Consider the following 14,588-nt stretch of genomic DNA (forward strand, 5'->3'; position numbering starts at 1 on the left):
CGCCCGGAGGACTTTCTCAAGGAGTTTCCCGCCTGCTCTGCGGACGCCGTGGCCGGCCGTCGAGCCGGGACCGGCTCGGCCTTCACGGCCCCGCCCCCGGCGGCCGTTCCGTCGCCACCCGGACCCGGGAACGCGACCCGCAGCGTCCCCTGGCCCGGTGAACGCCTCCGGTCACCGCACCGGCATGCGCACATGACGGAACGATCCCGGGGCGGCGAGGGCACGGAGCCGGGCGGACGGCCCGCCAGGCGACGGTCCGTCACGGATGGACGACCCGGGATGCGGCCCCGGCGGGCGCCGCAATCATGAAGTCATGAGGAAGCGACACCGCCCTGTCCGGACCGCCGGAATGCTGCTCTGCCCGCTGCTGGCGCTGGCGGTCTGTGCGCAGGGCACCGCCTCCGCGCGGCCGCAGGCGCCCGGCCTGCCGATGGCGGGCCGGCACGCGGCGTTCGGCGACGAGTTCGACGGGCTCAGCCTCGGCGAGGGCGCACGGTGGGGCTGGCAGTCCGGCGCGTACGCGGACTGCGACAGCAACAAGAAGAACCACAAGCTCGACCTCCTCTCGCCCGACGCGGTCTCCGTCGACGGCGGCGTCCTGGACATCACCGCCCGCAAGCGGGACGACGGCCTGTGGGAGACGGGGCTGCTCACCACCGGCGACTCCTGCGGCAGCGGCGGCAACGGCTTCACCGAGCGCACCGGCGACCTGGTCGTCGCCCACGTGAGGCTGCCCGGCCCCGAGGGCGGCTGGCCCGCCGTGTGGTCGTGGCGGGACGGGAAGAACGAGCTCGACCTCTTCGAGTGGCACGCGGCGCACCCGGACCGGCTGGAGTTCATCAACCACGTCGCGAACACCGGCCACTACTGGAAGGACCGCCTGGTGCGGCCCAACGCCTGGCTCTGGCTCGGCGTGCACCTGGGCGCGAGGAGCGTGACCTGGTACGCGGGGGCCTCGCGGGCCGGGATGCGGGCGGTGTGGTCCGACCGCAAGGGCGTCGGCCGCGGCTTCCGGGCCCACCCGGTGATCAACCTCTCCGTGGACGACGGCCGGTACCTGCCCCGCCCGGACCCCGACGCGGTGCTCCGCTTCCGGGTGGGCTTCTTCGGCGTCTACCGCTGAGCGCACCGCGGCCGGCCGTCCGGCCGTCCCGGTCCGGCGGTCCCGGTCCGGCGGTCCCGGTCCGGCGGTCCCGGTCCGGCGGTCCCGGTCCGGCGGTCCCGGTCCGGCCCTCCGCAGCCGGCCGGACCCGGGCGTCCGGGCCCCCGCGCCCGCCGCCCCCGGCCCCTCCGGGACCGCGGCGCCGGGTCCGGCCCGCGGACGGACGCGCGCCCGACCGGCGCAAAGGGCCCCGCAAGCCCTACGCTCGGACCCGTGGACGGTGGTGGAACGGAGGGGCGAACACCCGTGGAGAACCCGGCAGCACCGCGTGACAGCCGCATCAGCCGACCCGAGGTGCGCCTCGCGCGCCGGGGCTTCACCGACCCGGCGGCCGCCCTGCGGCTGCTCTGCGAGCCCGCCCTGAACGGACTGGCCGGCGACAGCGTCCTGCTGGACGCCCTGGCCGCCACCGCCGACCCGGACCTGGCGCTGCTGGGCCTGTCCCGCACCGCCGAGGCCCTCGGCCCCGGGGAGCGCCGCCGCCTGCTGGACACCCTCACCACCAGCAAGCCGCTGCGCGACCGGCTGCTGGGCGTCCTCGGCTCGTCCGCCGCCTTCGGCGACCACCTGGCCCGGCACCCCGGGGACTGGCACGCCCTGGTCACCTTCGAGGTGCGCGACATGCACCCCGGTCCCGACGACTTCCTCGCCGCGCTGCGCGAGGGCGTCGCGCGCCGCGGCCCGGCCGACGCCGCCGACGCGCTCCGCCTCGCCTACCGCCGCTGCCTGCTCACCATCGCCGCCCGCGACGTCACCGGCTCCGCCGACCTGGTGCAGACCTCGGCGGAGCTCGCCGACCTGGCCGGCGCCACGCTCCGCACCGCCCTGGAGATCGCCGCCGAGGAGGACCCGGAGGCGGACCGGGCCTGCCGGCTGGCCGTGATCGGCATGGGCAAGTGCGGCGGCCGCGAGCTCAACTACGTCTCCGACGTCGACGTGATCTTCGTGGCCGAGCCCGCGGGGGAGGCCGACGAGCACCAGGCGCTGAAGGCCGCCACCCGCCTGGCCTCCCGCATGGTCCGGCTCTGCGCCGACACCACCCGCGAGGGCGCCATCTGGCCCGTCGACGCCAACCTGCGCCCCGAGGGCCGCAACGGCCCGCTGGTCCGCACCCTCGCCAGCCACCTCGCGTACTACCAGCGGTGGGCCAAGACCTGGGAGTTCCAGGCCCTGCTCAAGGCCCGCCCGGTCGCGGGCGACCCCGACCTGGGCCGGGAGTACCTCGACGCCGTCACCCCCCTGGTCTGGAAGGCCGCCGACCGGGAGAACTTCGTCGCGGACGTGCAGCAGATGCGCCGCCGCGTCGTCGACTCCATCCCCAGCGGCGAGGTCGACCGGGAGCTGAAGCTCGGCCCCGGCGGCCTGCGCGACGTGGAGTTCTGCGTGCAGCTGCTCCAGCTGGTCCACGGCCGCACCGACGCCTCCCTGCGCAGCGGCAACACCCTGCGGGCCCTCGCCGACCTCTCCGCGGGCGGGTACGTCGGCCGCGCCGACGCCGCGGCCCTCGACGACGCGTACCGGTTCCTGCGCACCCTGGAGCACCGCATCCAGCTGCACCGGCTGCGCCGCACCCACCTGCTGCCCCGCGCCGAGGAGGACCTGCGCCGCCTCGGCCGGTCGCTGGCGCAGCACTACGGGTGGAGCAGCCCCGCCGACCCGGTGAAGGAGCTGGACCGGGCGTGGCGGCGGCACGCCATGGAGGTCCGCCGCCTGCACGAGAAGCTCTTCTACCGGCCGCTCCTGGACGCCGTCGCCCGCCTCGCCCCCGGCGAGGCCGGCCTCAGCCCGCAGGCAGCCCGGGCCCGGCTGGAGGCGCTCGGCTACAGCGACCCCGCCGCGGCGCTGCGCCACCTGACCGCGCTGGCCTCCGGCGTCAGCCGCAAGGCCGCCATCCAGCGGACCCTGCTGCCGGTGCTGCTCGGCTGGTTCGCCGACTCCGCCGACCCGGACGCGGGCCTGCTGAACTTCCGCCGGGTCTCCGACGCCCTGGGCGCCACCCCCTGGTACCTGCGGCTGCTGCGCGACGAGGGGGCCACCGCCGAGCACCTCGCCCGGGTCCTCTCCGCCGGCCGCCTGGCCCCGGACCTGCTGCTGCGCGCCCCCGAGGCGGTCGCCATGCTGGGCGACCCCGAGGGACTGGCGCCGCGCGGCCGCAAGGCCCTGCAGCAGGAGGTGGCGGCCGCCGTCGGCCGCGCCGCCACCGCCGCCGACGGGGTCGCCGCGGCCCGGTCGGTGCGCCGCCGCGAGCTGTTCCGCACCGCCGCCGCCGACGTGCTGGGCCGGCTCGGCGACGACCCCGGCGCGGTCGTGGACGCGGCCGGGCAGGCCCTCACCGACCTCAACGCGGCGACCCTCTCCGGCGCCCTGCAGGCCGCCGCGGCGGGCTGGGAGGCGGCGTCCGGCGCGCCGCTGCCCACCCGGATCGCGGTCGTCGCCATGGGCCGCTTCGGCGGCCGCGAGCTGGGCTACGGCTCCGACGCCGACGTCCTCTTCGTCCACGACCCGCTGCCCGGCGCCGACGAGGCGGCCGCCTCCCGCGCCGCCCAGGCCGTCTGCAACGAGCTGCGGACCCTGCTCGCCGCCCCCTCCACCGAGCCGCCGCTGCTGGTCGACGCGGACCTGCGGCCCGAGGGCCGGCAGGGGCCGCTGGTCCGCACCCTCGCCTCCTACGCCGCGTACTACCGCCGCTGGTCCCACGCCTGGGAGAGCCAGGCCCTGCTGCGGGCCGACCCGGTCGCGGGCGACACCGGGCTGGGGGAGCGGTTCCGGGAGCTGGTCGACCCGCTGCGCTACCCGGCCGAGGGGGTGGGGGAGGCCGACCTGCGGGAGATCCGCCGGATCAAGGCGCGGGTGGAGTCCGAGCGGCTGCCGCGCGGAGCCGACCCCACCACCCACACCAAGATCGGCCGGGGCGGCCTCGCCGATGTCGAGTGGACGGTGCAGCTCCTCCAGCTGCGGCACGGCCACCGGCTCCCCGCCCTGCGCACCACCCGGACCAGGGCCGCCCTGGCCGCCGCCCGCGACGCCGGGCTGGTGGACGCCGCGGACGCCGCGGTGCTGGACGCCGCCTGGGTGCTGGCGACCCGGGTGCGCAACGCGGTGATGCTGGTGCGGGGGCGCCCCGGCGACAGCTTCCCGGCCGACGCGCGCGAGCTGGCCGGCGTGGCCCGGTACCTGGGCTACGGCGGCGGGCACGCCGGGGAGATGGTGGACGACTACCGGCGGACGACGCGGCGGGCCCGGGCGGTGGTGGAGCGGGTCTTCTACGGCTGAGCCGGGGCCGGGCCCGGGCCGGGTGGACGGGCCGGGCCCGCCCCCGTGGTGCACGCGGGCGGGCCGGCCGGTACGGCGGGGTCCGTGCGGGCCCGGCGGCGGTCGGCGGCAGTCCGCGGCCCATGACGGGCCGGGCGGCGGTCAGCGGCTGGCGGCGGGCACCTTCGGCTGCTCCGCGTCCTCGCCCGCCGGGCGGGGCAGCACGGCGCCCGCGCCGTGCCGGTGGTGCGGCAGCTGCGGCAGCCGGAACGCCCAGCGGTGGTACAGCAGCCGGGAGGCCGTGAACCCGACGCCCAGGCAGGCGGCGCCGCCGACCGCGTCCATGAAGAAGTGGTTGGCGGTCGCCACGATGACCGTCAGGGTGGCCAGCGGGTAGAGCAGCCCGAGCACCCGCAGCCAGCGGTGCCGGGTGAGGAAGGCGATCGTCAGCCCGCACCACAGCGACCAGCCGATGTGCATCGACGGCATCGCCGCGTACTGGTTGGAGACGTGCGCCATGTCGCCGGAGGCCATCGACCCCCACGTGTGGTGCACCGCCACCGTGTCCACGAAGCCGCCGCCCGTCATCAGCCGGGGCGGCGCCAGCGGGAAGAAGTAGAAGCCCACCAGGGCGATGCCGGTGGTGGTGAACAGGGCGGTGCGCACCGCCGCGTACCGGCCGGGGTGCAGCCGGAAGACCCAGACCAGCACCGCGATGGTCACGATGAAGTGCAGCGTCGCGTAGTAGTAGTTCATGCCGGTGACCAGCCAGGTCACCGAGTCGACCGCGTGGTTGAAGCCCCGTTCGACCGCCACGCCCAGGTGGTGCTCCAGGCCCCAGATCCGGGAGGCGTTGCGCTGGGCGGTGCGCGCCTGCTCGGGGACGGCGTTGCGGACCAGCGAGTACACCCAGTAGCTGACGCCGATCAGCAGCAGCTCGAACCAGAGCCGGGGCCGGCCCGGGAACCGCCGCTGGTGGCCGACGCGCTCCCGCAGGGTGCGCGCCGCCGCGGTGCGGCCGGCTCCGTCACGGCCGGCCCCTCCGCGAGGGTCCCCTCCAGGGGTGTCCGGGCCGGCGACGGAGCCGTCCGGACGCACCGCTCCGGTGCGCTGTGCGCCCGCTGCGTGGATCTCGGTCGGCTCCCCCATGGGGGAGTAGTCTGCCAGACGGCGCACCGCCGTCCGATCATCCTCCGGTCGGGGATTCTTCACCCGGTGTCCCCCTCTGGGGCCAGGGAGCGCCGCCGCCGCAGGTAGGGGGTAAGGGGTGGAAGCCATGGGCACCATTGTCACCCGCGGGCCCCGCCCTCTCATCCGGGGGTGGCGGCTCTGCCGACGGCCGGGGTCCCGTCGTGCCTGGTGAGGAGCCTTCCCGGCGGGTGCGGCCGGGGCGTGGGGGCCCGCGGCGCCGCAGCGGACCCGGGCACACCGGACCTGAGAGCACCGGACCTGAGAGCACCGGAGCTGGGAGTGCCGGAGCTGGGAGTGCCGGAGCTGGGCACACCTGACCCGGGCACACCTGACCCGGGCGCATCGGCACCGGGCGCACCGGGCCGGAACGAGCGACGCCCGCCGGAAGCCTCGGGGGCATCCGACGGGCGGCCATCTCTCCGCGCGGCCCCCGACCCTCACCGGGGACCCGCGTGGTGCACCCGTCCGCCTGCCGCGGGGCCGCTCGGGTCAGAGCGGGGTCAGGGCGCCCGGAGGCCCTGCGGCGGTGCGATGTCGCGGAGGGTGCTGTGACGACCTTGCCCCTCCCGCGCGGGGGAGTCAAGACTTTGTTTGCAACACTTTCTGCATCTTGCTGAAACATATTGCAAGCCACTACGGTCCTCCCACCGATCCGCCTCAGAGGGAGTCCACCCGTGGCCGCATCGCCCGCGCAGCAGCCCCGTTCCACCGCCCGCAGGAGACCCGGACGCGCCGCGGCGCTGCTGGCGGCCTCGCTGATCGCCTCCACGGTTGGCGCCGTCCCCGCCGCATGGGCGGCCCCCGCGGCCCCCGCCGCCACCCCGCCCGCCCCGCCGTCGGACGCCGCGCTGGCCGCCGCCGCCGCCCGGCACGACCTGACCCGGGAGCAGTTCTACTTCGTCCTGCCGGATCGTTTCGCCAACGGCAGCGCCGCCAACGACAAGGGCGGCATCACCGGCGGCCGCCTCGACCACGGGTACGACCCGGCCGACAAGGGCTTCTACCACGGCGGCGACCTCCAGGGCCTGATCGGCAGGCTCGACTACATCCAGAAGCTCGGCACCACCGCCATCTGGATGGCCCCGATCTTCAAGAACCGCCCCGTCCAGGGCACCGGCGACAACGCCTCGGCCGGCTACCACGGCTACTGGATCACCGACTTCACCCAGGTCGACCCGCACTTCGGCACCAACGACCAGCTCAAGGAGCTGATCCGCAAAGCCCACGCGCGCGGGATCAAGGTCTTCTTCGACGTCATCACCAACCACACGGCCGACGTCGTCGACTACGCCGAGAAGACCTACACCTACCGCTCCCGCGGCGCCTACCCCACCCTGGACGCCGACGGCGCCCCGGTCGACGAGACCGCGATAGCCGACGCCAACGCGGCGCACGGCACCTCGTCCTGGCCGAAGATCACCAAGGACTCGTTCCCCTACACCCCGGTCCACGGCTCCGCCGCCGACGCGAAGGCCAAGACCCCGTCCTGGCTCAACGACCCGACGGTCTACCACAACCGCGGCGACTCCACCTTCGCCGGCGAGTCCTCGACCGAGGGCGACTTCTCCGGCCTCGACGACCTCGACACCCAGAACCCGCGGGTCGTCAAGGGCATGGAGCGGATCTACGAGCACTGGGTCAAGGAGGCCGGCGTCGACGGCTTCCGCATCGACACGGTCAAGCACGTCGACATGGCCTTCTGGCAGCAGTGGGCAACCGCGCTCAAGGAGTACGCCACCCGCCAGGGGAACAAGAAGTTCTTCATGTTCGGCGAGGTCTACTCCGCCGACACCGCCGTCACCTCGCCCTACGTCACCAAGGGCAGGCTGCAGGCCACCCTGGACTTCCCCTTCCAGAGCGCCGCCCGCACCTACGTCTCCCAGGGCGGCTCCGCCCGGGTGCTCTCCCAGCTCTACGGGCAGGACTACCGGTACACCACCGCCGCCACCGACGCCTACGAGCTGCCGACCTTCCTCGGCAACCACGACATGGGCCGGTTCGGCAGCTTCCTGCAGGGCGACGACAAGGGCGCCTCCGCCGCGGACCTGCTGAAGAAGGACCGGCTCGCCAACGAGCTGCAGTTCCTCACCCGCGGCCAGCCCGTCGTCTACTACGGCGACGAGCAGGGCTTCACCGGCGACGGCGGCGACAAGGACGCCCGCCAGGACATGTTCGCCTCCAAGGTGGCGTCCTACAACGACGACACCGTGCTCGGCGGCGGCCAGGGCTCCGAGGACCGCTACGGCACCTCCGGCCCCCTCTTCTCCGCCATCGCGAAGCTCGCCCAGCTGCGGAAGGAGAACCCGGCCCTCGCCGACGGCGCCCAGGTCGAGCGCTACGCCGCCGACGGCCCCGGCGTCTACGCCTTCTCCCGCATCGACGCGAAGCAGCAGGTCGAGTACGTCGTCGCGGTCAACAACGCCGCCACCGAGAAGACCGTCACCCTCGACACCTTCTCCGCCGGCATGGGCTTCGCCCCCCTCTACCCGGCCGCCTCCGGCGCCACCGCCACCAGCGGCGCCGACCGGAAGCTCACCGTGACCGTCCCGGCGGGCTCCGCCGTGGTCTACCGGGCCGCCGGGAGGGCCGACGCCCCCGCCGCCGCCCCCGCGCTCACCCTCAGGGCCCCCGCCGACGGCTCCACCGGCACCGTCACCGTCGGCGCCGACGTCACCGGCGGCGGCTTCAACCGGGTCACCTTCGCCGCCCAGGTCGGCGACGGCGCCTGGCAGACCCTCGGCACCGCCGACAACGGGACCTACCAGGTCACCCAGGACCTCTCCGCCGTCGCGCCCGGCACCCCCGTGCGCTACAAGGCCGTCGTCGAGGACTCCGCCGGGCACCTGCGCTCCGCCACCGGCGGCTTCACCACCGGTGCGCCCGCCCCGCAGACCGGCGGCAGCGGCACGGCCGCGTCCTACACGTACGCGATCGTCCACTACAAGCGCCAGGACGGCGACTACGACGGCTGGAACCTCTACACCTGGGGCGACATCGCCGACGGCGAGGGCACCACCTGGCCCGACGGCCACCCGTTCACCGGCCGCGACGCCTACGGCGCCTTCGCGTACGTCAAGCTCAAGCCCGGCGCCTCCTCCGTCGGCTTCGTCGTGGAGAAGAACGGCACCAAGGACTGGGACGGCGACCGCAGCATCGACCTGTCCAAGGGCCCCGAGGTCTGGGTCTCCCAGGGCAGCGGCGACGTCGCCACCCAGAACCCGGGCCCGGTCGCCCCGGACCCGTCCAAGGCCGTCATCCACTACCACCGGGCCGACGGCGACTACACCGGCTGGGGCATGCACGTCTGGACCGGCGCCGCCACCGGCACCGACTGGGGCAGCCCGCTCCAGCCCGTCCGCAAGGACGCCTACGGCGACGTCTTCGAGGTCCCCCTCGCCGCCGGCGCGACCTCGCTCAGCTACATCATCCACAAGGGCGACACCAAGGACCTGCCCACCGACCAGTCCCTGGACCTGAACGGCGTCGGCCGCGAGGTGTGGATCAACGGCGGCCAGGACGGCTACGTCCTGCCGCAGATCGGCACCAAGGGCGCCGACCTCGACGTCACCGCCGCCAAGGCCCAGTGGATCGACGCCTCCACCCTCGCCTGGAAGACCGACCTCCCGGCGAGCGCCAGCGCCCAGCTCGTCTACGACCCCGCCGGGGGCCTCACCGTCCAGGACGGCGCCCTCAGCAAGGACGGGTACTGGATCCGCCTGCTCCCCAAGGCCGGCGGCCTCACCGACGCCCAGCTCGCCAGGCACCCCGAGCTCAAGGGCTACAGCGCCTTCACCGTCGACCCGCGCGACGCCGGGCGCGTCACCCGCGCCCTGCGCGGCCAGGTGGTCGCCACCCAGCACAGCGCCTCCGGCGCCCTGGCCGCCGCCACCGGCGTGCAGCTCCCCGGCGTCCTGGACGACCTGTACGCGGGCGCCGCCGCCAAGGCGCAGCTCGGCCCGGTCCTCCACGACGGGAAGGCCACCCTCTCGCTCTGGGCGCCCACCGCGCAGTCCGTCAGCGTCAAGCTGTACGACGGCACGAAGGGCGGCACCCCGGAGGTGCTGCCGCTGAAGCGCGACGACGCCACTGGCGTCTGGTCGGTGACCGGCCCCGCGTCCTGGAAGGGCCGCTCCTACGTCTACCGGGTCAAGGTCTGGGCCCCCTCGGTGCAGAAGGTCGTGGACAACCTCGTCACCGACCCCTACTCCGTCGCCCTCACCACCGACTCCGGCCGCAGCATCGTCGCCGACCTGTCCGACCGGGCCCTCAAGCCCGCCGGCTGGGACACCACCCCGGCGCCGAAGGCCGTCAAGCCCACGCAGCAGCAGATCCAGGAGCTGCACGTCCGCGACTTCTCGGTGGCCGACCCCACCGTCCCCGCGGCCGAGCGCGGCACCTACCTGGCCTTCACCCGGTCGCAGTCGGCCGGCATGAAGCACCTCAAGGCGCTCGCCAAGGCCGGTGTCACCACCGTCCACCTGCTGCCGACCTTCGACATCGCCACCATCCGCGAGAACCGCGCGGACCAGAAGCTGCCCGCCTGCGACCTGGGGGCGCTCGCCGCCGACAGCGACAAGCAGCAGGAGTGCGTGGCCGCCGTCCAGGCCGACGACGCCTACAACTGGGGCTACGACCCGCTGCACTACACGGTCCCCGAGGGCTCCTACGCCACCGACCCGAGCGGCACCGCCCGCACCGTGCAGTTCCGGCAGATGGTGCAGGCCCTGCACCGGGCCGGCCTGCGGGTCGTCCTGGACGTGGTCTACAACCACACCGCCGCCTCCGGCCAGGACGCCCACTCGGTGCTCGACAAGGTCGTCCCCGGCTACTACCAGCGGCTCTCCGCCGCCGGCAAGGTCACCACCGACTCCTGCTGCGCCGACACCGCGCCCGAGCACGCCATGATGAACAAGCTCGTCGTGGACTCGGTCGTCACCTGGGCGAAGCAGTACAAGGTGGACGGCTTCCGCTTCGACCTGATGGGCCTGGACCCCAAGCAGACCATGCTGGACGTCAAGGCCGGCCTGGCGGGGCTCACCACCGCCCGCGACGGCGTGGACGGCCGGAACTCCTTCCTCTACGGCGAGGGCTGGAACTTCGGCACGGTCGCCAACGACGCCCGGTTCGTGCAGGCCACCCAGGCCAACATGGCCGGCACCGGCATCGCCACCTTCAACGACCGCATCCGCGACGCCGCCCGCGGCGGCAACTTCATGCTCTCCTCGGCGCAGCAGCAGGGCTTCGCGTCCGGCCTCTACACCGACCCCAACGGCAGCGACGCCAACGGCACCCCCGCCGAGCAGAAGGCCCGCCTGCTGCACCAGATGGACCAGGTGAAGGTCGGCCTCACCGGCAACCTGGCCGGGTACTCCTTCACCGACACCGCGGGAAAGGCGACCACCGGCGCCGGCGTGGACTACAACGGCTCGCCGACCGGCTACGCCGCCCAGCCGGGCGAGGCCGTCGAGTACGTGGACGCCCACGACAACGCCGACCTGTTCGACGCCCTCGCCTACAAGCTGCCGACGGCCACCCCGGCCGCCGACCGGGCGCGGATGCAGGCGCTGGCGCTGGCCACCACGGCCTTCGCGCAGGGACCGGGCTTCGCCCAGGCCGGCAGCGACCTGATGCGCTCGAAGTCGCTGGACGCCAACTCCTTCGACTCCGGCGACTGGTTCAACGCCATCCACTGGGACTGCAAGGACGGCAACGGCTTCGGCCGGGGCCTGCCGATGGCCGCCGACAACCAGTCGATGTGGCCGGTCGCCAAGTCCCTGCTCGCGAACCCGGCGCTCAAGCCGGGCTGCGACGCGATCGAGGGCGCGAGCGCGCAGTACCAGCAGTTCCTGAAGATCCGCCAGTCCTCGCCGCTCTTCGCGCTGGACACCGCGGCCCAGGTCCAGCGGCGGCTCTCCTTCCCGCTCTCCGGCACGGCGGGGGAGACCCCCGGCGTGATCACGATGCACCTGGACGGCACCGGGCTGGCCGGCGCCGAGAAGGGCCTCACCGTGGTCTTCAACGCCACGCCGCAGGCCCAGAAGCAGACCGTGGCGGGCCTGAAGGGCACGCACCAGGCGCTGCACCCGGTGCAGGCCGGCGGCGCCGACCCGGTGGTCAAGGGGGCGTCCTTCGACGCCGCGGACGGCACCTTCACCGTCCCGGCCCGGACGGTGGCGGTCTTCGTCCAGAAGTGACCGTCCAGAGGTGACAGACGGCCGACGGCGGCCGGGCGCGGGACACCGCGGCCGGACGGCCGCCGGCCGGTGACGGGCCCGCCGGTGCACAGGGCACCGGCGGGCCCGGCCCGTGTCCGGGGCGGTGCGCGGGCGGTCTGCGGGCCGTCCGGGAGCAGCGGTCCGCGCGGGGCCGCAGGAGGCCCTCCCGCGCCCTTCCGGCGGCCCGGGAGGGCCTCCGTGCCGGGCGGCGCGGTGCGGGGCCCCGGGGGCTCGCACGGCAGCCCCGGAACCCCGAACCCCGGAACCCCGGAACCCCCGGCCCCGGTCCCCGGGGCGCCCGCAGGGGCGGTGAGGAGTCCGAAACCCCCGCGCAACACGAAACATCCGGGAAACACCCCCGTGCGCCCGCGGTAACGGCCGCCCGCGAGGCTTCCCCGGACGGCCGGTCCGGACCCGCCCACCCGTCTGCCCGCCTGTCCGGGCCGGGCCGCGCCGCGCCGAAGGGGAAGGTGACCCACCGACATGCCGACCGGAATCGACACCGGCGACACCGCCTGGCTGCTCGCCAGCACCGCGCTCGTCCTGCTGATGACCCCCGGCCTCGCCCTCTTCTACGGCGGCATGGTGCGGACCAAGAGCGTGCTCAACATGATCATGATGAGCTTCGCCTCGATCGCCGTGGTCACCGTGGTCTGGCTCGCCGCCGGCTACAGCCTCGCGTTCGGCCCCGACCTCGGCGGCTGGGGCCTGCTGGGCGGCCTGGGGCACGCGGGCCTGCGCGGCATCGGCCCCGCCTCCGTCACCGGCCATGTGCCGACCCTGCTCTTCGCCGCCTTCCAGCTCACCTTCGCGGTCATCACCGCGGCGCTCATCAGCGGCGCCGTCGCCGACCGGGCGAAGTTCGGCTCCTGGGTGGCCTTCACGGCCGTCTGGACGCTCCTGGTGTACGCCCCCGTGGCGCACTGGGTCTTCTCGCCCGACGGCTGGATCCTGCACCGCCTGGGCGCGCTCGACTTCGCGGGCGGCACGGTGGTCGAGGTGAACTGCGGCGCCTCCGGGCTCGCCCTCGCGCTGCTGCTCGGCCCGCGCATCGGCTTCCGCAAGGAGGCCATGCGGCCGCACAGCCTGCCGCTCGTGCTGCTGGGCGCCGGGCTGCTCTGGTTCGGCTGGTTCGGCTTCAACGGCGGCTCCGCGCTCGGCGCGAACGGCCTCGCGGCCGCCTCCCTGGTGAACACCCAGGCCGCCGGCTGCACGGGCCTGCTCGGCTGGCTGGCGGTGGAGAAGCGCCGCGACGGGCACGCCACCACCCTCGGTGCCGCCTCCGGCGCGGTGGCGGGCCTGGTCGCCGTCACCCCCGCCTGCGGCTCGGTGGACGTCCTCGGCGCCCTGCTCATCGGCCTGGCGGCGGGCGTCGTCTGCTCGTACGCGGTCGGCTGGAAGTACCGGCTGGGCTACGACGACTCGCTGGACGTGGTGGGCGTGCACCTGGTGGCGGGCGTCATCGGCACGCTGCTGATCGGCCTGTTCGCGGTGCGGGCGATGACCGGGGGCGTCGAGGGGCTGCTGCACGGCGGCGGGTTCGGCCAGCTGCCGAGGCAGGCCGCAGCGGTGCTCGCGGTCGGCGTCTACGCCTTCGCCGCGACGTACGGCATCGGCAAGGGGGTCGAGCGGGTCATGGGCTTCCGGGCGCCCGCCGAGCACGAGACCGCGGGTCTGGACCTCGCCGTGCACGCCGAGACCGCCTATGATCACGGCGTCCTGGGGCACGGCACCGCCCAGGTGGCGCGCCCCGCCCGTCCGGTGTCCGCCGGTCCCGGCCGCCCCGGCCCTGCCCCCGCCGACTCCGCCCCCGCCCGCCCGGGCGCCCCCGCCCTCCAGCCCGACAGGACACCGCCCGCATGAAGCTGATCACGGCCGTCGTCAAGCCCTTCAAGCTCGACGACGTCAAGACCGCGCTCCAGGAGCTCGGCGTGCACGGCCTCACCGTCACCGAGGCCAGCGGGTACGGCCGCCAGCGCGGCCACACCGAGGTCTACCGCGGCGCCGAGTACCGGATCGACCTGGTCCCCAAGGTCCGGATCGAGGTCGTGGTGGAGGACGCCGACGCCGAGGCGGTGATGGAGGCCGTCGTGGCGGCCGCCCGGACCGGCCGGATCGGCGACGGCAAGGTGTGGTCGGTGCCCGTCGACGGGGTCGTGCGTGTGCGCACCGGCGAGCGCGGCCCGGACGCCGTCTGACGTACCGTCCGTTCCTCACCGAGGGCCTTCCCGCGATGCGCGGGGAGGCCCTCCGGCGTGCCGGCCGCGGGCCGCTGCGGAGCTCTTGACGGCGCACCACCGGGGTCCTACCTTCTGCAGACAGCAAGTTTCCTGCAAGTTTCAACGAGATTGCAGCAACCGTCTGAACGGTCTTGCGGGCCGAGCATCTCCGCCCCCCACCCTCACCGACGGTCTCCACCCACCCCGACGGGCCGCCCCCGGCCCTCCAGGAGACACCGTGGACAACCGCACCCCCGCGCGCCCGCACGCGCGCCGCCGCCCGCGCGCGGCCGGAGCCCTCACCGCCGCCGCCGTGCTGGCCCTCTCCGCCGGCGCCGGCATCGTCCTCAGCCCGCAGGCCGACGCCACCCCGCCCGGCAGCAAGGACGTCACCGCCACCCTCTTCGAGTGGACGTACACCTCCGTCGCGAAGGAGTGCACGACCACCCTCGGCCCCAAGGGCTACGGCTTCGTCGAGGTCTCCCCGCCCCAGGAGCACATCCAGGGCCCCCAGTGGTGGACCTCCTACCAGCCCGTCAGCTACCGGAT

The 14,588-nt window shown here is 74.8% G+C and carries 6 protein-coding genes and 1 pseudogene; 6 read left to right on the plus strand and 1 reads right to left on the minus strand.

Annotation, left to right across the window (positions count from 1 at the left end):
• Positions 1 to 313 precede the first annotated feature (313 nt).
• Together ACFY07_RS11765 and ACFY07_RS11770 are read left to right on the plus strand one after the other, a co-directional pair.
• Positions 314 to 1,123, plus strand: coding sequence for a beta-glucanase (locus ACFY07_RS11765; protein WP_390868502.1), 810 nt, complete (start codon positions 314 to 316; stop codon positions 1,121 to 1,123).
• A 285-nt stretch (positions 1,124 to 1,408) separates the two neighbouring features.
• Positions 1,409 to 4,435 (plus strand): bifunctional [glutamine synthetase] adenylyltransferase/[glutamine synthetase]-adenylyl-L-tyrosine phosphorylase, encoded by a 3,027-nt coding sequence (locus ACFY07_RS11770; RefSeq protein WP_390868518.1) that lies wholly within the window; start codon positions 1,409 to 1,411, stop codon positions 4,433 to 4,435.
• 141 nt (positions 4,436 to 4,576) lie between these two features.
• Here ACFY07_RS11770 and ACFY07_RS11775 read toward each other — a convergent pair whose 3' ends face one another.
• Positions 4,577 to 5,563, minus strand: a complete 987-nt coding sequence (locus ACFY07_RS11775) for a phosphatase PAP2 family protein (RefSeq protein WP_390868519.1) — start codon at positions 5,561 to 5,563, stop codon at positions 4,577 to 4,579.
• A 716-nt stretch (positions 5,564 to 6,279) separates the two neighbouring features.
• Between ACFY07_RS11775 and pulA the strand changes: the two genes are divergently transcribed.
• The 4 genes and pseudogenes from pulA to ACFY07_RS11795 all read left to right on the plus strand — a co-directional run.
• Positions 6,280 to 11,799 (plus strand): pullulanase-type alpha-1,6-glucosidase, encoded by a 5,520-nt coding sequence (pulA, locus tag ACFY07_RS11780; protein ID WP_390868503.1) that lies wholly within the window; start codon positions 6,280 to 6,282, stop codon positions 11,797 to 11,799.
• Between the two features lie 504 nt (positions 11,800 to 12,303).
• A complete protein-coding gene (locus tag ACFY07_RS11785) occupies positions 12,304 to 13,683 on the plus strand; it encodes an ammonium transporter (RefSeq protein ID WP_390868504.1) in 1,380 nt (459 codons plus the stop codon).
• The gene (locus ACFY07_RS11790; protein ID WP_230745498.1) at positions 13,680 to 14,018 is read left to right on the plus strand and encodes a P-II family nitrogen regulator; all 339 of its coding nucleotides are present in this window, start codon (positions 13,680 to 13,682) and stop codon (positions 14,016 to 14,018) included. Before ACFY07_RS11785 ends, ACFY07_RS11790 begins: the two co-directional genes overlap by 4 nt.
• A 334-nt stretch (positions 14,019 to 14,352) precedes the next feature.
• Positions 14,353 to 14,588, plus strand: a pseudogene (locus tag ACFY07_RS11795) (glycosidase); the annotation flags it as partial.

Source organism: Streptomyces sp. NPDC001380 (assembly GCF_042895785.1).
Taxonomy (GTDB): Bacteria; Actinomycetota; Actinomycetes; order Streptomycetales; family Streptomycetaceae; genus Peterkaempfera.

Bases quoted from the DNA above. Each gene is read 5' to 3' on its own strand.
- ACFY07_RS11765 (WP_390868502.1), top strand. From the start codon at position 314: ATGAGGAAGCGACACCGCCCTGTCCGGACCGCCGGAATGCTGCTCTGC.
- ACFY07_RS11775 (WP_390868519.1), bottom strand. From the start codon at position 5,563: ATGGGGGAGCCGACCGAGATCCACGCAGCGGGCGCACAGCGCACCGGA.
- ACFY07_RS11785 (WP_390868504.1), top strand. From the start codon at position 12,304: ATGCCGACCGGAATCGACACCGGCGACACCGCCTGGCTGCTCGCCAGC.
- ACFY07_RS11790 (WP_230745498.1), top strand. From the start codon at position 13,680: ATGAAGCTGATCACGGCCGTCGTCAAGCCCTTCAAGCTCGACGACGTC.